Source organism: Bacillota bacterium (assembly GCA_018333655.1).
Classification (GTDB): Bacteria; Bacillota; UBA994; order UBA994; family UBA994; genus BS524.
The window spans coordinates 51,666-70,242 of sequence record JAGXTJ010000044.1 but is presented as its reverse complement, the minus strand read 5'-3'; the positions used below and the strand labels follow the sequence as shown (position 1 = coordinate 70,242).

At 54.7% G+C, this 18,577-nt stretch carries 23 protein-coding genes; all 23 read right to left on the bottom strand.

From position 1 onward, the window contains the following. Nucleotides 1–2: 2 nt before the first annotated feature. Complete coding sequence (locus KGZ92_08375; GenBank protein ID MBS3889283.1) at nt 3–347, bottom strand: hypothetical protein; 345 nt, start codon at nt 345–347, stop codon at nt 3–5. 158 nt (nt 348–505) lie between these two features. Next, nucleotides 506–1,135 carry a redox-sensing transcriptional repressor Rex gene (locus tag KGZ92_08370; GenBank protein ID MBS3889282.1) on the bottom strand — a complete coding sequence of 210 codons (630 nt, stop codon included), beginning with the start codon at nt 1,133–1,135 and terminating at the stop codon, nt 506–508. A gap of 14 nt (nt 1,136–1,149) precedes the next feature. Further along, nucleotides 1,150–2,439 carry a class II fructose-bisphosphate aldolase gene (locus KGZ92_08365; GenBank protein MBS3889281.1) on the bottom strand — a complete coding sequence of 430 codons (1,290 nt, stop codon included), beginning with the start codon at nt 2,437–2,439 and terminating at the stop codon, nt 1,150–1,152. 20 nt (nt 2,440–2,459) lie between these two features. Next, nucleotides 2,460–3,017, bottom strand: coding sequence for an elongation factor P (gene efp, locus KGZ92_08360; protein ID MBS3889280.1), 558 nt, complete (start codon nt 3,015–3,017; stop codon nt 2,460–2,462). Between the two features lie 40 nt (nt 3,018–3,057). Then, nucleotides 3,058–4,125, bottom strand: a complete 1,068-nt coding sequence (locus KGZ92_08355) for an aminopeptidase P family protein (GenBank protein MBS3889279.1) — start codon at nt 4,123–4,125, stop codon at nt 3,058–3,060. A gap of 53 nt (nt 4,126–4,178) precedes the next feature. Continuing rightward, complete coding sequence (aroQ, locus tag KGZ92_08350; protein ID MBS3889278.1) at nt 4,179–4,634, bottom strand: type II 3-dehydroquinate dehydratase; 456 nt, start codon at nt 4,632–4,634, stop codon at nt 4,179–4,181. 102 nt (nt 4,635–4,736) lie between these two features. Beyond that, complete coding sequence (locus KGZ92_08345) at nt 4,737–5,264, bottom strand: shikimate kinase (GenBank protein MBS3889277.1); 528 nt, start codon at nt 5,262–5,264, stop codon at nt 4,737–4,739. Nucleotides 5,265–5,396: 132 nt separating this feature from the next. Continuing rightward, complete coding sequence (locus KGZ92_08340; protein MBS3889276.1) at nt 5,397–5,978, bottom strand: type II secretion system protein M; 582 nt, start codon at nt 5,976–5,978, stop codon at nt 5,397–5,399. Next, entirely contained in the window at nt 5,975–6,499 is a 525-nt protein-coding gene (locus KGZ92_08335; protein MBS3889275.1) for a hypothetical protein, read from the bottom strand. The genes KGZ92_08340 and KGZ92_08335 overlap by 4 nt, the downstream gene beginning before the upstream one ends. Next, nucleotides 6,496–7,644 (bottom strand): type IV pilus assembly protein PilM, encoded by a 1,149-nt coding sequence (gene pilM / locus KGZ92_08330; GenBank protein ID MBS3889274.1) that lies wholly within the window; start codon nt 7,642–7,644, stop codon nt 6,496–6,498. The genes KGZ92_08335 and pilM overlap by 4 nt, the downstream gene beginning before the upstream one ends. Nucleotides 7,645–7,710: 66 nt before the next feature. After that, a complete protein-coding gene (locus KGZ92_08325; protein ID MBS3889273.1) occupies nt 7,711–8,190 on the bottom strand; it encodes a prepilin-type N-terminal cleavage/methylation domain-containing protein in 480 nt (159 codons plus the stop codon). Between the two features lie 20 nt (nt 8,191–8,210). Then, complete coding sequence (locus KGZ92_08320) at nt 8,211–8,681, bottom strand: prepilin-type N-terminal cleavage/methylation domain-containing protein (protein MBS3889272.1); 471 nt, start codon at nt 8,679–8,681, stop codon at nt 8,211–8,213. Beyond that, nucleotides 8,674–9,036, bottom strand: a complete 363-nt coding sequence (locus KGZ92_08315; GenBank protein ID MBS3889271.1) for a prepilin-type N-terminal cleavage/methylation domain-containing protein — start codon at nt 9,034–9,036, stop codon at nt 8,674–8,676. The genes KGZ92_08320 and KGZ92_08315 overlap by 8 nt, the downstream gene beginning before the upstream one ends. A gap of 9 nt (nt 9,037–9,045) precedes the next feature. Continuing rightward, nucleotides 9,046–9,783 (bottom strand): prepilin peptidase, encoded by a 738-nt coding sequence (locus tag KGZ92_08310; protein ID MBS3889270.1) that lies wholly within the window; start codon nt 9,781–9,783, stop codon nt 9,046–9,048. Nucleotides 9,784–9,940: 157 nt separating this feature from the next. Beyond that, complete coding sequence (locus KGZ92_08305) at nt 9,941–10,372, bottom strand: prepilin-type N-terminal cleavage/methylation domain-containing protein (protein ID MBS3889269.1); 432 nt, start codon at nt 10,370–10,372, stop codon at nt 9,941–9,943. A gap of 94 nt (nt 10,373–10,466) precedes the next feature. Beyond that, nucleotides 10,467–11,699, bottom strand: a complete 1,233-nt coding sequence (locus KGZ92_08300; GenBank protein MBS3889268.1) for a type II secretion system F family protein — start codon at nt 11,697–11,699, stop codon at nt 10,467–10,469. 11 nt (nt 11,700–11,710) lie between these two features. Further along, a complete protein-coding gene (locus KGZ92_08295; protein ID MBS3889267.1) occupies nt 11,711–12,778 on the bottom strand; it encodes a type IV pilus twitching motility protein PilT in 1,068 nt (355 codons plus the stop codon). Nucleotide 12,779: 1 nt separating this feature from the next. Then, entirely contained in the window at nt 12,780–14,414 is a 1,635-nt protein-coding gene (gene tadA, locus KGZ92_08290; GenBank protein ID MBS3889266.1) for a Flp pilus assembly complex ATPase component TadA, read from the bottom strand. Between the two features lie 51 nt (nt 14,415–14,465). Further along, on the bottom strand, nt 14,466–14,981 hold the full coding sequence (locus tag KGZ92_08285) for a YqeG family HAD IIIA-type phosphatase (protein MBS3889265.1): 516 nt from the start codon (nt 14,979–14,981) through the stop codon (nt 14,466–14,468). A 36-nt stretch (nt 14,982–15,017) separates the two neighbouring features. Further along, the gene (gene sigK, locus KGZ92_08280) at nt 15,018–15,728 is read right to left on the bottom strand and encodes an RNA polymerase sporulation sigma factor SigK (protein MBS3889264.1); all 711 of its coding nucleotides are present in this window, start codon (nt 15,726–15,728) and stop codon (nt 15,018–15,020) included. 89 nt (nt 15,729–15,817) lie between these two features. Continuing rightward, nucleotides 15,818–16,981, bottom strand: coding sequence for a U32 family peptidase (locus KGZ92_08275; GenBank protein ID MBS3889263.1), 1,164 nt, complete (start codon nt 16,979–16,981; stop codon nt 15,818–15,820). Nucleotides 16,982–17,038: 57 nt separating this feature from the next. Beyond that, nucleotides 17,039–18,100 (bottom strand): endolytic transglycosylase MltG, encoded by a 1,062-nt coding sequence (gene mltG / locus KGZ92_08270; GenBank protein MBS3889262.1) that lies wholly within the window; start codon nt 18,098–18,100, stop codon nt 17,039–17,041. 100 nt (nt 18,101–18,200) lie between these two features. Next, entirely contained in the window at nt 18,201–18,551 is a 351-nt protein-coding gene (locus KGZ92_08265; GenBank protein ID MBS3889261.1) for a DUF1292 domain-containing protein, read from the bottom strand. Between the last annotated feature and the right edge of the window lie 26 nt (nt 18,552–18,577).

The window sequence follows — 18,577 nt, the reverse complement described above, 5'->3', positions numbered from 1 at the left end:
TATTAGGAATCGGCTACTTCGCCGTTTTGTTGCGCGGCTTTTTGCATGAGCTCACGCAGCATATCTGGCGTGCAGTTCTTCACTAAGATCTCTTCGTCATGAGCTAAAATAATGACCGCTGGTTGTTCGGTTGCTAAGACATCAATTTCACGTTGCTCAACTTGCACGGTAGAGAGCCCCTTAGTAGCAATTTCGTCGAGGGCAGCAGCCATAATAGCGCGTGAACCGGCAGCAATAGCCGTAGTCCCAGCAGAAATAATGACTTTCACCGCTGAACCATTGGTACGCACGCGCAGCTGTTTTCTCACTCGGGATCTGATCTCGTTAAGTTCGGCAACTGTTAACATGGGTGTCCCACCTCGCACATGATTTGTCAGATGATTTAGTCTTTGTGAAAAATATCACTTTGTCCAGTTGTAATTGTAGCATGGGTTTTATACATGGTCAACACTGTTTTGGGCAAAGACTTAACCAGCGCCAGAGCGCTGGTTAAGCAAAATATTGGTTACTTGCCCCGTTGCGCTAAGTAGTAAGACAGTGCGAGTAGGCCGACAATCATGTTTTCTTGGCGTATTTCGACATGGTCGGGCACGATTAGCCGCACCGGAGCAAAATTCCAGATGGCCTTGATGCCAGCCTGCACCAGGGCGTCGGTAACTTTTTGCGCAGCATGGGCCGGTACGGCGAGAATAGCCATTTCCACACCTATCTGGGGCAGCATCTCCCCGATGCGATGCACCGGCAAAACGCGCTGCCCGGCAATGGTAAGCCCGATTTTGCTCGGGTCAGCATCAAAAACGGCCGAAATATTGAAGCCATGCTCACGAAAACCGTCATAGTTGGCGAGAGCTTGACCAAGGTGCCCCACCCCAACCAGGGCCAGTTTGCGCGCTCGGTCGACACCGAGAATTTGCGAAACTTGCGCGAGCAAGGAAGAAACATCGTAGCCGACTCCCCTGCGCCCGAACTCGCCGAAATAGGCCAAATCTTTGCGAATTTGCACTGAGGTGATGGCAAGTAATTTGCCAAGTTCCTCGCTAGAGACCACTTCCACCCCACTACTAGCTAGACGTGTAAGACAGCGTAAGTAAAGGGGCAGACGCTCAATGGTGGGACGCGGAATCTGTACAACCACCTACAGAACCTCCCTTACTCGTCATATGCCCCCATAGGTGTACCTACTGAGGCCCGGGGTAGCTTACGTGTGGCTAGTGACATGTGCTCTCGAAGCTGCTTGCCCAAATTAAGGCTGCCTGTTTCTTTAAGCTTGCCTAGAGCACCTGCCGCTACCGCCTGCATGTACTGGGTGAAGATGGCCGGGCCGCAGTATTTTTTGTCGCCGGCCCGTATGGCTTCAATATGGGCGACCGCGTACTCTCCTACCGCGAGTGAGCCCTCCACGAGAAAATGGGTATTGACATTGTTCTTGCCTACGAGACCACGGGCAATTTTAGCCGCACCCGAACCCCCATGCTGAGCAAAAGGTATGTACCGGCCAAGGGCTTGGTAGAGTGCCGTCTGTACTACCTCTATCCTCTCTATATCTGGTTCATGACGCTTATCTTTTTTGGCGGCATGTTCCATGCCGATGGGGTAGGCGATGGCATCGGCACCTGTATATTGAATGAAAGAGACTACCTGTGCCGCAAAATGATCTAACTCCGCGCCCCTAAGTTTCTTGTAGTCTAGGGCTTGCCCACTTGTGCCAGTCGCACCAAACTCCGCTTCGATAATAATCTCCTCATTGCCGACTAGGTGGCGCACTGTATCGCGAATGTCGCGCGTCACCACAAAATCAAGGGCGGGCGGCAGGTGCTCGGTATCAATCATACCCCATGCGGGGCGCACCAACTCCACAATGCGGGCAAAATCGCGCTTAAAGCGCACATAGGCGGGGCTTAAGAGGTAGTGGCAGTAGAGCTCGCGCGTGCGGATATCTAGCTCTGCTTCTGCACCAAACACGGGCCGCATATGGTCAAGGGCATGCTGCACCTTGGCCTCGGCCAGCTCGTAAGAGAGCCCAGCAACCTGTGGCGGCTCTGCCTGCGGAAAGGACGGCACTTTAAAGTGGTCGAGCGAAAGCGCGACATAGGGCGCGTTGTACTCGCGCGCGTAGCGGGCAAGTTGGGCCGCAGCAATTTGCGCGCCTAGCACGACATTAGTATCCGGGCTGTAGTGCTCTACACCTTTAAGGGGCGGAACCTTGCCAGGGTCTCCGGCGGCGGCTTCGGCAGAATTTTGGCTAATCTGCACAATGATGGGAGAACAATCGCCTGCTGCTGCAGCCATGGCGAAGGCGCGAAATTGTAGCTCGAGGGGGAAATTGGCATTAGCGGCGAGCAGGGTCACGCGCTCTCCTTCCGGCTTTAATGTTCCGTTCGCCGTAAAGGGAGAGGTATGAGCAAAAATCTGGCGCAATTGGTCGCCTGTCAACAGCATGTAGAGGCACCTCCCACAAATTAAGCCCGATCGAGATATTCCTTGGTGCGCGTGTCAATGCGCAGTTTGTCGCCGACATTGATAAAGAAGGGCACATTGATAACTAAGCCTGTCTCCATAGTGGCTGGTTTACTGCCCCCCGTGGCGGTGTCGCCGCGGTAGCCGGGGGCGGTATCGGCAACGGTGAGCTCCACATAGAAAGGCAGCTCAACCCCCATTACTCTTTCCTGGTACATAAGTAGACTAATATTCTCATTGGGCTTCAGGTATTTGATGTCGTCCCCGATAGTGGCGTGATTGACATTCATTTGCTCATAGTTCTCGGTGTCCATAAAAGTGTAGAAATCGCCCGTATCGTAGAGGTACTGCATGGTGCGGCGTTCCACATGAGCACGGTTCACTTTTTCACCCGCGCGAAAAGTCATCTCTTGCACGCCGCCAGTCATGACATTTTTTAGCTTGGCGCGCACAAAGGCCGCCCCTTTACCGGGTTTGACGTGCTGGAAGTCGATGATTTGGTAGACCACACCATCTATTTCCACCGTCAGGCCCGTACGAAATTCGCTTGTTGAAATCATTGCTGCATCCTCCTAAATATAGGGCTTTACTGCTCTTTGACTAGCCGACGCGAGTCAGTGCCTTGGGGTAGCTGTTAAAGTTCTTGTAGCCGTCATCCGTGATGAGCACCATGTCTTCAATGCGCACCCCACCCCATTCCGGCAAGTAGATGCCGGGTTCAATGGTGATGACCATGCCGGGGAGGTACTTGTCTTCGGATTTACTGCCTCCACCAGGTCCTTCGTGCACGGCGCGACCCACCCCATGTCCTAGGCCGTGCCCAAACCTCTCACCATAGCCGTGCGCGGTGATGATATCGCGCGCTACTTGGTCTAGCTCGCGGCCGATCATTCCCGGTCTAATGGCGGCCAGTGACGCTAGTTGCGCCTCGAGCACTGTGCCATACACTTTACTCTGTTCGGGTGTAGGCTCTGCACCCACGACAAAGGTGCGGGTCATGTCGCAGCAATAACCATTGTACACAGCGCCAAAGTCAAGCGTCAAGAAATCTCCGCATTCTATGAGACGTTCTGTGGCCCGACCATGGGGCAGGCTCGAGCGAGGCCCAGAGGCGGCTATAATATCAAAGGGCAGGCGTGAAGCCCCAAGGCGTCGCAGAGCGAACTCGAGGTTTAGAGCGATATATTTTTCACTGACCCCGACCTTGATAAGAGGCAAGACCTCGGCCAAAGCTGCTTCAGCGATAAGGGCCGCCTGACGCATGGCCTCGATTTCAGCGGCGTCTTTTACCTGGCGCAAGTTTTCCACCAGACCAGTAGTGGGTAGTAGCCTTGCCGTGAGTTTCTCCTGCAGCATTTCATGCTGGCTGACGGTAACAAAATCACTCTCAAAGGCCAGCGACTTAATGTTCGCGGCGGCAAGAGCGGCGTTTAAGCTGTCAGTCATAACCGGGGCATAATCACTAACGGTAAAATCGGGGCACTCCAAGGTGGCTTGCTCGACATAACGGAAGTCTGTGAGCAAGATGGCTGCCTCTCGGCCTACGACCACAAAGGCATTAGAGCCGGTAAAGCCACTGATGTATGTGCGGTTGTCGGGCTTTAAGATAAGCAGGGCGTCGACGTCCTCGGGCAGTGCTAGGCGTAGTTTCTCTAGTCGCGAGTTCATTTATAATTCCCCCCTCAAATTGGTATAATTTCGCTTAACAACCAGCAGAGCTACTAACTTTGTATCGCCGGAGAGGTGCCGATAAGATTAGCGGCGGCATGCAGGGCCAGTACATACCCATAGGGGCCAAAACCACTAATCTGCCCTACGCTGACCGGAGCGATAACGGATTTATGCCGAAATTCCTCACGCTGGTAGATATTGGATAGATGAACCTCAATCGTGGGCACAGAACAGGCGGCGATAGCATCGCGTATGGCGATGCTGTAGTGTGTGTAGGCAGCAGGATTAATAATAATACATTCGTAGTGACCGCAGGCTTCATGAATGGCGGTTACAATATCACCCTCAGAGTTACTCTGCACTATACTGACGTCCCACTGCAAAGCCGTGGCTGCGGCCATGAGCATGTTGTTTAACTCGGGCAAAGTGGTTGTGCCGTAAATGCGCTTTTCGCGCTGCCCCAACATATTCAAGTTAGGGCCATGTATAACTAAGACATTCGGCAACAGAAATACCTCCTTGATTGCATCTTTAACTACAAGAACTTTCTCTAGGTAGGTAAGAAAATCCTGCATGCCCCACCGCGTAGTTTTTGTACTGTAGGGCCTTTAACTAAGAGCATCGGCACTGCTACACCACTGCAAAATTTCGGCAGCGAGAGCGGCACTATTCTTGTTGTCGGAATCAAGGATTAAATGGGCATAGTGCTCGTAGATGTGGCGCCGCAGGGCAAGAATATCGGTAAGGCGAGCGAGCTGATCCGGGGCATCTAGCAGCAGGGGGCGCTTTTCGGCACTGTAGGCTAGGCGTTTGGCCAGATGTGCTGGAGTAGCGCGCAAGTAAATCACTCGCCCTGTGTCTTTAAGTACGTCCATGGCCGTGCTGTTCAGTATGGCTCCCCCACCAAGTGAAATCACCGCCGGCCCGGCCTGGGCGGCTAGCTTCAGCATGGCAGCTGCCTCGAGCTGGCGAAAATAGCCCTCTCCGCGCTCGGCAAAAATCTCATATATAGCTTGCTGGCACTGCTCTTCAATCATGTTGTCTAGATCGAGAAGCGGACAATGAAGTTGTGCCGCGAGAAGCCTCCCCACGGTGCTCTTAGCGCTACCCATCATGCCAATGAGAATAATTTTCATAAAACTCCCCCTTTACCGACTAGCTCTCACGTGCGCCTACACATACAATAAGTATACAGAAAAGCCACCCGCAGAAAAGCAGGCGGCCCTATCGCAGTAAGTGTAAGCCGAACAGCTTGCCATACAACAAGTCTACCTCCGTGTATTAAAGGGCGAAAGTCGCCATGGTACTAAGATATCGTCGCGGGGCGGTATGACACCACTAAAGATGCTAAAAGCAAGGTCAACATCGACCGCCACTCCGGTCGAGGCAAGGCGTAGAGATGAAAGCAAGAAGCTGTGGTCGAGCCGCTCTAAGTCGAGCAGAAAACCACTAAAGGAGGCATACTGCGTGCTAAACCGCAAGTTAAGTGCCCCACCCGTCTCAGGGACAACCCCCTGCAGACCAAGTGCCTCGAGCTCCACTTGCCATGTCTCTGCCAAGCGCTCCAAAGTAACTAGCACATCGGGCAAGGGCAGTGGCCGCCCTAAGTCCTGCAAAGCCGCTAAGTCGCTCTCTAGCGCGGTAATTTCTTGCCGTAGCTGTGGCGCCTGTGCTTCGAGCGGCTGCAGGCGCTGTACTTCTATCCTTTTGTCAGCAATGCTCGTTTGTAGTCTGGCCTGCCGTGCCAGCAAGGGTTCTAAAACAAAGAGGTAGTAGCTTAAAAAGAGCACGAACGTGAGTAGCCCCGCCAGCAGCCGCTTTTCGCGCGGACTGATGTTTACTTTCATCACTCCTCACCCCCCGCAAGCTCTACTGTAAAGTCATAAGCAAACCCCGCCTCATCCGCGGTCAAATGTGAAAGTACAGGGTTGGCAAAAAGAGGTGACGACTCAAACAAGACCAGCAAGTAGGCGGCCTCGGTATAACTGCCGAGGGTGCCGCTAAAGCGCAAGGTCTCGCGGTCGAGCGCAAGATCAGCCAAAATAGTCTGCGGGGGCAGTAACTTAAGCATCTCCTCTAGGTAAATACTTGGCGCAAATTTCTCGCGCGCCGCCATCGCCTGCCGTAATACCTGCACCTCTTGCGCCAAGGTATTTCGCTCGGCGAGTAGCCCCTCCAAGGGGCGCAGCACTTCTAGACGCGCCTCTAAAGCTGCCTCTTCACGGCTTAAGCGATTGGTATCTAGGTACACCATCAGGGTGTAGAGCATGGGTAGGAGCACCAATGCCGCGACAAAACCACCTAGGTAGCGCTGGTACGGGCTTAAGTCACTCCGCCGCCTCATCTCTAGTGGCAGTAAATTTACTTTCATCGCGTCACCACCTCTTCAAGCGCCAGTCCAATGGCTACGGCTAGCGCAGGCCCTAGCAGCTTGGCCTCCTCTTCCCCCAGCTTGTGCTCCACAAAATGCAGGGGGTTAAGTAGCTCTACAGAAAAAGTATCCAGTAGCATGGCCTGGTTTTCGCCTAAAAAATGGTCAATTTGCACGGCTAGGCCCGCCATATTACTGCCCCCGCCGACAATAGTCAGCTTGGCCAATTTTTGCTCGCGATGTTCCGTAAAATAAAAGTCTAGGGTCTTGTAGATTTCGCCAAACAAGCGGTCTCGCACTGCTGCTACAGCGGGCCCAATCTCGCTCGCCGTGGCCAGCCCATGGCGTAATTTAAGGGCCTCGGCCGAATCGTGGTCTAAGTCAAAGTACGCGGCAATGGCACTGGTAAAGTCATTGCCCCCGATGTTTAATATACGACTGGCCTGCAGTAGCCCTTGATGGTAAATGCTTACATTGGTCGTACCCGCACCAAAGTCTACCGCGGCTTCCGTGACCTTAGTTTTGTCCGCGCTCTGCGTTAAGCCGATGGCGCGCTGCACAGCCAGCGACTCAATGTCCACGCCCAGAACGACAAGACCGGCGCGCCGCAAGTGGTCTACCAAGGACATAATCGGCTCGCGTTGCATGGCCACAAGGAGGACGGTAGAGGGCTGCCCGGGGCCAGCCGAGATAACTTGGTAGTCAGTGAGCATCTCCGCTAGGCGAATCTGAAAAAATTGCTCAAACTGCCACTTTATAGCCTGACGCAATTCCGCGGTAGGCATAGCAGGTAGCTCAATATGCCGTAGCAGCAGATTCTGCCCCGTTAACACTGCCGTACAACGTCGCGAACGAAAGCCAGCGCTAGCGATGGCATCAGCAATAACGAGTACCAAAGCTTCTCCGTCTTTAACCACGCCATTATGAACCGCATCCGGAGGGGTGGGCACAATCGCGTAGCGCAGTAAGGCCGGTCGCCTACCCACACTTAACTCCGCGATCTTAATTTGGGCATTGCCAACGTCAATGCCAAGGGTTGTTCTGGTGCTGGAGCGTAAGCGCAAGAGAGAATACCCCGCGACGAGCAGCAGCAGTAACAAAGCGACTAAGTACAGCCAGGCATTACTGGCAGTAAAAAAAGACATTAGCACAGGTACCTCCTATCACGACACCACGCAAACAAAGGGCATTAAGCAATAAACTACCCTTCTCTACGGGTTTAAAAACATAATTCGCCCCGCACTGTGAAAGCGTAAGCTGCGCGTCTGCCCATGTGGCGCACGGATAACAATCAATTGCGCGGCAGAGGGATGCCATGTTGCCTCGCCCCGCGCGTTAAAGGTCACAACTTTTGAGCCATGTAAAACGGGTTCGAGTCGGAAACCAGCCGGTAAAATGCGCTCTGTAAACTCTGATACCGCTACCCCTGACTGAGGGTCGATTACTAGAATCCGGGCCGGGGCAGAGCTAAAATAGTGTATACTTACCGCACTGCCGCGCATAATGGCGAACTGGCGCACAGCCTGCGCGTGGGAGTGGGCATATCTTGCCTCGGCGATTAAGCTTAGATCGAGCAAGATAGCAGAAACACGCGGCACAGCCATCCCCGCGATGAGGGCAAGTAGGGCTACGACTACCAGTAACTCAATAAGAGTAAAGCCCCCGGCTTGCTTGCCTGGCAAAGTCCGCATCCCTAGCATAGCCCCCCGTTCTAGTTACGCCTCATTACACGCGTGGTCAAAGTCAGCGGCAAGCCACTGCCGGTTACTCCATCTACTGAGGTAACACTGGTCATAGTAATGCTAATGGCTGTTGGCTCAATGGCAAAGGTGAGCGAAGCCACATTAGCAGCAAGCGAATGCGGTGCAGCACTGGTCTGCGTAAGCCACAATGTTCGGTCGCTAATGTGGTAGCCGCGCCACACAGTATCGCTTGGACGTATAAATTGAATTTGACTAACCCCAGGACTATTAAGTGGGGAGATCTGGGTGGCTGCCCGCAAATCACTAGCCACCACCTCCATGGCGAAGCGCAGGTCAGCCATGACCACATTGCCGACATGGCGCGCCTGAAAGCTACGCATGCCCGCCACAAACATAGAGCCGGCGGTGACTGCGACTAGGGCAATGATGGCAATGCCAACGGTTAGTTCCATTAAAGTCATGCCCGACTGCCTATTCAACCAAAGTCACCACCCTGTAGGAGCGCGGACCGCGCGCCTCCGTCCAACTAACAGTAATAGTAATAGTAATCAGTCGCAGGCCCGTTGGGTCATCCACGATACTTCTCGAAAAAGAAAAGAAGTTACTGACAGTGCCAAAGGGAATCGTGCCGCTTAGAGGGCTTACCGTCCCGGCAATCGTTTCCTCCATCAGCTGCTGGGCATGGAGAGTTGCCAAGGTACCAAGTTGCGCCGCATGCCCAGCCTGCATGGCGGCTGTAAACATGCCAAGTAGCGGTAGCGCGACTAAGGCCAAGATCGCCACCGCTGCCAGTACCTCTATGAGCGAAAAGCCTCGCTGTGTACCCTGCAACATACGGCACCCCTACAGTCCAAAAAAGATTCGATACCAAGTGATAAATTGCGGCCCCCAGACCATGGCTAAGAACGCGCCGACAGCCAAGAAAGGGCCAAAAGGCAGGGCGTCCTTCCGCTTTTTTAGACCCGAGGCGAGGAGCAAGAGGCCGATGCCCGCCCCGAGGACAAAGGCGAGAAAGAGCGAAAGCATGGCCAGCGGCGTGCCGAGGTAGAGCCCAATAAGCCCCGCCAGTTTCACATCGCCAAAGCCCATGCCCCCGCGCGAGAGCACGTAGATAACAAGCATCATGGCAAAAGCCAGGGCCCCACCTGCCAAAGCCAGCGGCCAGGCAATAAAGGGAAGAAAAAGTTGCTGTAGCAACCACACGCCAAGCCCGGCAACGAGCAGTTGGTCGGGTATTAAAAAATGGTCGTAGTCGATAAAGCTAATCACAATTAGAAGAGAGGTGAAGGCTAGGTAGGCATAAACCGCCGGCCCACCCTGGTGCAAGTACCAGAGTAATGTGAGCAACACCGCCGTCAATAGTTCGACCAAGGGGTAACGTAAAGAGATGGGCTTGCCGCAATGCCGGCAACGCCCCCTTTGCCAGGCGTAAGAGAAGAAAGGGATGAGCTCCTTGGCAGAGAGCCGCACCCCGCAGTGCACACAGTGCGAGGCGGGGAAGGCGATGCTCTCGCCGCGGGGCAAGCGGTGTATGACGACGTTAAAAAAGGAGCCCACGAGGAGCCAGAGTAGGGTTGTGATGGGAACACCACCTTAATTGGAGGTTGGAGGTTGGAAGCAAGAAGCAAGAGGATAGAGGCAAGAAAATAGAAGCAAGAGAAAAGTGTTTGTGGAGTGAGATGGATTGGATGTGGGGAAAAGGCCCGAGGCGACCTCGGGCCCTAGCGTCTATACAGCATTATGGTCCAGAGATAACCGTTGCCCGGTATACAGTGCCGGTGACGAGCACTAATTGGATCCTGTAGTGATGATTTGCGGTTGGGTGGCTTGGAAACCTTCCGAGATAGGGTTCGAGAGGTGCACGCATAATAAAGTGCCCAGCTGTCGCAGTTGTGGCCGGCGTACTGACTAATCCATCCGCAGCAAGCGCTGTTAGGCGATCCCAGCCGGTTGTACCCGCTAGCGTTGTGGGATTATTGTCGAAAGCCCACCGTTCTACGGCAGATTGTAACAACGCGAGGTTGGCATTGTTGGCGCTAGTGCGGGCGTTTTCGAGCCCTCCGAGGACGCGGGGGATGGCGATGCCGGCGAGGATGCCGAGGATGGCGACGACGGCGAGGAGTTCGATAAGGGTGAAACCGCTTTGGCGAGATTTATGGTGTAGTTTCATTAATAGTCCCTCCTTATAAGTTCTAGTGATAGGGTGATATCAGAGATTTATTACGACATTAAAGTATGAATTCCTGCTTTTTATGGCAAGATATTTAGTTTATGAGGGTGAAGGTGTCGAACATGGGCATGACGATAGCGATGAGGATGAAGCCGACGCCAAGGGCGAGGAAGGCGATGATAATTGGCTCGAGCAGCTGGGTCATGTTGTCGGTGGTGTGCCGTATTTCGGAGTCGAGAAAGTCGGAGGATTTTTCGAGCATTTGGTCAAAGTTACCTGTTTCCTCGCCCACGCTGATCATTTGGATGACGAGGGGCGGAAAGTAGCCGGTTTTTTCGAGCTGGCGGGCTACCGGCTCGCCCATGCGCACCGCCTCTTGTGCGGGGCGCAGCGACTCGCTGATTACGGAGTTGCCGAGAGTCTGTCGTACGAGGGCTAGGGCGGGTATGATGGGCACGCCGCTCCGCGATAGCGTGGCCAGACTGCGGCAAAAACGCGAGACTAACTGCTTCTTGGTGATGTCACCGAGTATGGGGTAGCGCAGGTCTAAATTATCCATGGCGATTTGTCCGGGCTTGGTGCGGGCATAGATCTTGACCCCGATTACAGCGAGAAATATGGTGAGAAGGAGCCATACCCAGTACACTTGCATAAAATCGCCCGCCCCCATAAGTATGCGGGTGGGCAGGGGCAGCTCTGCCCCCAGCATGGCAAAGACCCCGGCAAAGCTCGGCACGACGAAGGTGATAAGAAAGCCCCCGACTAAGAAGAGCGCGATAAATACCATTTTGGGGTAGTTAAGGGCCGACTTAATTTCTTGCTCTAGCTCGTAGTCGCGCTCAAAGTACTCGGCGGCGCGGTTTAAGACTGCTTCTAACGCGCCGGAGACTTCAGCGGCCGCCACCATGTTGTAGAGCAGCGCGGGGAAAACATCAGGAAAACGTTTCATGCTCTCGCCCATGCCATGCCCTGCCTCCACCATTGCCGCTACCTGCTTCATTATACCCTTTAGGCGGTCATTGCGGGTCTGCTGCGCCACAGTGCGTAGGCTCTGCAAAATACTCACCCCGGCGCCATACAGTACGGCGAGTTGGCGCGACATAATGGCGAGGTCCTTCGGAGTGACCGCCTGGGGGAAGAGAACAAAGTTGCCCTTACTGTCGCGCGAAAAGTAGGTCTTTATATCGCGGCTCTGCTCGAGGTGCACAACCACTAAGCCGCCCTCCTGCAATTTATGCAGGGCCTCATGCTCGAACTCGGCCTCGATTTGGCCCCGCAACTGCTGCCCCTGCGCCGAGCGGGCGCGGTAGTCATAGAGAATCGGCACAAACCTCCCCCCTATTCCAGAATCTTCATCAGGGTATGCTCTTGCGAGTAGACTTCGTATGTCTCCTGGCTGATGATACCCCGTTGGCGCAAATCGCGCAGCGACGTGTCCATGGTCACCATACCTAGGCGCGAGTTAGTCTGGATGATAGAAGGCAGCTGATGCGTCTTGCCCTCGCGAATAAGGTTGCGCACGGCGGGCGTAGCAAGGAGCACCTCGACGCAGGCCACCCGGCCCGGCCCGTCAGCGCGCGGCAGCAGCTGCTGCGCCACCACACCCTGCAGCGAAGCCGCGAGCTGAATGCGCACCTGCGACTGCTGATGCGGGGGGAAGATATCGATAATGCGGTCAATGGTCTGCGAGGCCGAAGGCGTATGCAGGGTAGTAAGCACAAGATGCCCTGTTTCGGCGGCGCTGATGGCGATTTGCGTGGTGTCGTAGTCGCGCATTTCGCCCACCAAGATGACATCGGGGTCTTCGCGCAGGGCGGCGCGCAACCCGGCGGCAAAAGAAGGGGTGTCGGGGCCTACTTCGCGCTGATTAACCATGGCTTTGTTATGGCGATGCAAAAACTCAATGGGGTCTTCTAGGGTCAAGATGTGGAGCGACTCCTCGGAGTTTATTTGCCCGAGCATGGCGGCTAAGGTTGTCGATTTGCCGCTACCCGTTGGGCCGGTGACAATGACTAACCCCGCGTGCTTGCGGGCCAGCTCACTGACGACCCGAGGCAGGCCGAGGCTGCCGAGACTAGGGATGCCGATGGGTATAAGGCGCAGGGCCAAGGCCGCGGCATGGCGCTGCCGGTAGGCATTGACGCGAAAGCGGCCCACGCCAGGCAGGCTGCGCGAGAAATCGACGCTGCCTTGTAGCCTGTACTCGGCGAGCTGTAGCTCCGTCAAAACTTCTAGCAACACCCGTTCCGTATCGGGTGGCTTTAGCACCGGCAAGCCCGGCACGGGCTTAAGTTCCCCGTCGATGCGAAGCATAGGCGGCAACTCCACCGTAAAGTGAACATCGGACGCGCGCGCCAGACTAGCTTGGCGCAGGAGCTCGTCAACTTGCCATGTATTCTCCGACATGCTATCCCTCCTGGTAGGTCATGCGCAAGACTTCGCTGATGGTGGTAGCCCCCATCTCGGCTTTGCGCAGGCCGTCTTGCCGAAATGTTTGTATGCCCATAAGCTCTGCTTGACGCCTTAGCTCCCCTAAGGTGGCGCGTCTGGAGATCATTTCACGTAGTTCCTCCGTAATGGGCAGCACCTCAAAAATACCAAGACGTCCTTTGTAACCTTCGCCATTACAGTGCTCACAACCTTTTGGTAAATAAAACATCTGCTCTGTCTTGGTGTCAAGACCAAGGGCGATAAGTTGTGGCGACCCTGCTTTAAGAGGTTTAGCAATTTTGCAGTGGTCGCAAAGACGGCGCACTAGGCGCTGCGCCACGATACCGAGCAAGGCCGAGGCGACCAAGAAAGGCTCTACACCCATGTCCACTAAGCGGGTGATGGTGCTTGGCGCGTCATTGGTATGGAGCGAAGACAAGACCAAGTGCCCCGTGAGGGCCGAGCGAATGGCAATATCTGCCGTCTCGCTGTCACGTATTTCGCCGACCATAATAATATCCGGGTCTTGACGAACCAGGGAGCGCAGCACATTGGCAAAAGTAAGACCGATGCGGGCATTGACAGCTACCTGGTTGATGCCCACCACGCGAAACTCCACCGGGTCTTCCACCGTCATGATATTGCGGTCGGAGGTATGCAGCAGGCCTAGTGCCGAGTAAAGAGTGGTGGTCTTGCCACTGCCTGTAGGCCCTGTCACTAACACCATGCCGTAAGCGCTCTTAAGCATCGTTTCTAGTTGCTGCCGGGGGCCTTCGGCCAGGCCCACCTGGGCCAGTGTCAACTTAGCGCTGCCGGAGCGCAACAGGCGCAGTACCAGTTTCTCTCCGCTGATGGTGGGCAGAGATGACATGCGCACATCTAGCGGCTCTTTAAGGTCGGTAAAGCGCAGGCTGCCGTCCTGCGGCAAACGGCGCTCTGAAATATCTAGCCCCGCCATAATCTTCAGGCGCGAAACCGCCGGCAAAGATAGTTCTTTATCTATACGGGTGATATCGTGGAGCAAGCCGTCAATGCGAAAACGCACGCGGGTGCCTTCTTCTTGGGGCTCGAGATGTATGTCACTGGCTCGTTCCCTGACCGCCTGGGCGATCAGGTTGCTGACTAGGCGCACCACGGGTGCGGCATCGGCGGCCGGCGCCGTTTCACCCACTTCGTCGGCAGGCGTCTGGTTTTCGGGGTACAGGCGAGCGAGGGCACGGTCGATGTCGGTGGAACTCATGACCACTACTTCGACCGACAGGCCCGTAATCAGCCGAATATCGTCGATGGCGAGCACATTGAGCGGGTCGCTCATGGCAATGGTGAACTTTTTGGGCTCGCGAGAAACGGGCACAACTTTGTAGCGGCGAGCCGTGCGCGCGTTTAAGAGCCGCACTGCCTCCGGATCAAAAGTGACCTCTCTTAAACTGGCGAAACGCAAGCCAAACTGCTTGGCAAGAGTGCGGGCAATTTGTTCTGGCGCGACAAAGCCAAGCGCCACCAAAGCTTCGCCTAAGCGCCCTCCCCCTCCGTGAGCAAGCCCGAGCTCAAGCTGAGCGCGGGTGATGAGGCCCTCGTCAAGCAGTATTTCCCCTAACTTTTTACGAACCACAGAACACGTCCTTTGCCTAGTAGTTCATTCCACCTCAGCCATGACCTAGAGCTACTTTCGCTGGCTGCCCTCACTACCACGCAAAAGTTTACGGATAACAAGGCGCTCCAAGAGACGTAAGATGCGTGTACCAATAAATTCCTGCCGACAGAGAGGCACAACGAGGATGGTGTACAGCCCCAGACGATTGCCACCGAGCACGTCGGTGAACACTTGGTCGCCAATCATGGCCGTTTCTCTAGGCTGGCTGCCGAGCATCTCTAGTGCCTGCAAAAAGGCGCGACGGCTTGGTTTGTTAGCCTTGCTAAGCCCCGGCACGCCCATGGCGGTACGAAAATGAGCGAGGCGCTGTTCCAAGGCATTAGACAAAAGACAAATCTTGAAGCCTCTCTTCTGCACCTCGGCGAGCCAGTCGAGTAGGCTTTGGTTAACCTCAGACTCTGCCCAGGGCACGAGAGTGTTGTCGAGGTCAGTGACGATGGTGTCAATGCCGCGCGCCTTGAGATCGTCGAGGTCAATGTGGTAAATGCTGTCAACATAGAGCTTGGGCAAGAGCAGGGACTGCAAAACGACACCTCCGAAAATTGACTTCTTACCTTAGGGCTAAAATCCGCCCTCCTTGCTCACCTCGGCGAGCAGGTCTTGCATGGCCTTTTTCTCAATTCGCGACACATAGGAACGCGAAATATTAAGCAGCTTAGCCACTTCGCGCTGGGTGAGCCGTACATTGTCGACCAGGCCAAAGCGGAGCATTAAGACCATACGCTCCCGTCGCGGTAGCCTCGCGAGAAGTTCCTGCAATTTTTCTTGTTGTAGGGCTGTTTCAACTGTGTCTGGAATGGGCACGTCATCACTGGCCAGCGTCTCGAGCATGGTGATTTCATTACCTTCTTTATCGATGCCGATAGGCTCCCGGATGTAGATATTGTGTCTAAGTCTTCTTAATCCACGCAAGTACATCAGTATTTCGTTCTCAATACAGCGCGCGGCGTAAGTGGCCAACTTAGTACCTTTCGCCATGTCGAAGGTGTCAACACCCTTGATTAAGCCGATGGAACCGATGGAGATGAGATCCTCCACATCGTCACGGTTGGCCTCGTATTTTTTCACGATGTGGGCCACCAGGCGCAAATTGTGCTCGACGAGTATTTTGCGAGCCCTTTTGTCTCCGCCATTCTTAAACGCCTTAAGGTGGGTGCGCTCTTCTTCTTCGGTCAGGGGTTGCGGAAAGGAATTGTTAGAGACATATGAAACAAGTAACTGCCATTCCCCGGCCCAACCTAGCAACTTAGCCAGCAAAGCTAGTATCGGCACATCTGATCTCCTCTCTAGTTGATTCCCCAGTATATGCGGGAGTGAGGATCTCTGTGCCAGTACCGGTGTGGGAAGTGACAAGGTTCTTTTTAAGCAGTGCGGACTATAGAGTATTCTTCTACAGCACCCTGATGCGGAACATAGACGAGTTGCTGTGCGTGGCGAGCAGCATCGGTGGGAAGCAAGGTCTCGCTGTCTACTATGCTTTCGATGGTGAGTGGGTAGGGGCCGCTCTGCGGACCAATGATTTCGGCCTTCATGCCCACTTTGAAATGGCCGCGTTGCTCAATGAGTAGGCCATGGAGGGGCGAGTAACCACGCACGATGCCGAGAAACTGCGCCTCGCCTTTCTCTTTGGCCCCCTCGTAGTTATGGTCGCGAGCCTCTGGCTTGGCGACAAAAAAACCAGAGGTGTAGTCACGGTGGCTGACTTGAAATAGCTCGCGCTCTAGGTCTACGGGTGGCGCTACCCCTCTGGCTAAGGCGTCTAGGGCGAGGCGGTAGGCGCGGGTGACCGTAGCAACATAATGAACGCTCTTCATACGACCCTCAATTTTAAGGCCCTCGAGACCAAGCGGCAAAATCTCACCCAAGTGCTTAAAAAGGCTGAGATCTTTGGAGTTCATGATGTAGCTACCCCTGTCGTCCTCCTCTATGTCAAAGAACTGGCCAGGACGCTTCTGCTCGACGAGAGAGTACTGGTAGCGGCAGGGGTGGGCACATTCGCCTTTATTGGCATTACGGCCGGTCATGTAGTTGCTGAGCAGGCAGCGCCCAGAGTAAGAAATACACATGGCGCCGTGCACAAAGATCTCGAGTTCCATCTCTGGGGCGGCGCGGCGAATTTCGGCAATTTCGCGCGCACTTAGTTCGCGCGCCAAGATAACCCGCTTAATGCCCTGGGCCTGCCAAAAACGTACGGCAGCATAGTTTACGGTGTTGGCCTGGGTACTAAGATGGAGACTAAGGCGGGGGGCATACTGCTTGGCCAGGAGGAGCACCCCGGGGTCGCTCAAGATAATGGCGTCGGCACCTAGAGCCTGAATAGTCTCTAAGTACTCTGGCAAACCCACTAGGTCGTCGTTGTGGGGCATGATATTGACCGTAATGTAGACTTTGCGCCCTAGTTTGTGAGCTAAGTGGATGCCCTCTTTTAATTCAGGTAGGGTGAAGTTACCGGCAAAAGCCCGCAAGCCAAACTGGGGGCCGGCGGCGTAGACCGCATCGGCCCCATACTTGAGGGCGAAGATCATTTTCTCGAGTGTTCCGGCAGGGGCTAAAAGTTCAGGTAGTATAGTTTGTTCCTCCCTCTAGCGACGTGCTTGCCTTATGGCGGCTTGGTGTTGTTCGTAGGTAGGGCTAAAAATGTGTGTACCATCGCGTCGGGCCACAAAGAACAGGTAGGCAGTAGGGGCTGGCTCTAGCGCAGCCCTGATAGCGGCAAGGCCCGGGTTCGCGATAGGGCCGGGTGGCAGACCGAGGTTACGATAGGTATTGTACGGCGAGACAATCTCTAAATCGGCATAGAGCAGGGTGCGCGGGGTGCCGAGAAGAAACTGAATGGTGGCGCATGATTCAAGCCGCATGTTCCTCTGCAGGCGGTTGTAGAAGACGCCGGCGATAACTGGCCTTTCGTCGGGCACAACAGCTTCTTTTTCGACGATAGAGGCCATGGTTATAACTTGGTGCAGCGTAAAGCGCGCGCGGAGGGGTGAGGCAGCGTAGAGTGGGGGTACTAATTCATTAAAGCGGGCCGCCATAGTGCTAATGACCTGCTCTGGTCGCACGGCCACCGGAAAATAGTAAGTGTCGGGGAACAGGTAGCCCTCCAGGCGATTGTGCACCGCTAGTGGCACAGACTCAAGATACTCGTAGGGCAGGTTTATGGCTTGTGCCGCCGCCAAAAAATCTGCCTGCGAAAAAAGTCCCCTCTGCTCAAAGAGAAGGCCCATGCTAGGCAAAGTCAGCCCCTCGGGTATGGTAACGCGGACACTTAAATCTATGACATCCCCCAAGACTATTTTATCCAACACTGCCCCCAAAGTCGCGTGCGGAGAAAGGTCGTAAGTGCCTGCCTTGAGCTGTGAGGCGAGGCCCTTTACCCGCGCTAAGAGCGTAAAAGCGCCCCCACTGCGTACAATGCCCCGCGCCTCTAGTTGCTCACCGATGGCGGCCACGGTACTGCCTGGCGGAATGGTGATGATCACACTTTCGCCGCTACCCACGGGCAGGTAAAGATGCGCGACATAGACGGCGGTAGTCGCAAGGGCGATACAGAGCAGGCCGGCATAGACGGCCTGCCGCAAGGGGAGGTCTCTGTTTAGGCGACCCCTTAGTGTTTGGACAAAATTCATTAAGCGCTCGCTATTCATCCCCTACTGACGCCTCCTCTCAAGCTTAAGATTTATTATACCAGAACGCAAAAAAAATCGGGTGAGGAATATCCTACCCGATTTCTCGCTACGAGTTTTTTTACTTCTTAGTGGGCTCGCCGCCGCAGGCGCAACCTTCATGGGAGTGACCCTCTTCGTCGTCATCTTCGCAGTCGTCGTCTCCCTCTTCGTCGAGGAAGAGCTCCCACTCGGCAACTACCTTTTCCCATTCGGCATCGTCTTCGATGTCCACAATGATGTCTTCGCCGTCTTCGCCCTTTTCGATTCTCATGATGATGGCTTCGTCGTCTTCGATGTCCTCATCATTTAGTGGGAAGAGAACAGCGTACTTGTTGCCGTCCACTTCGAGAACTTGTACTACCTCAAACTCGTATTCGTTACCTTCCTCATCGGTGAGGACAATAACTTCTTCGCGTCTTTCTTCATTCATTGGTAAAAATCACCTCTTTCGCCATG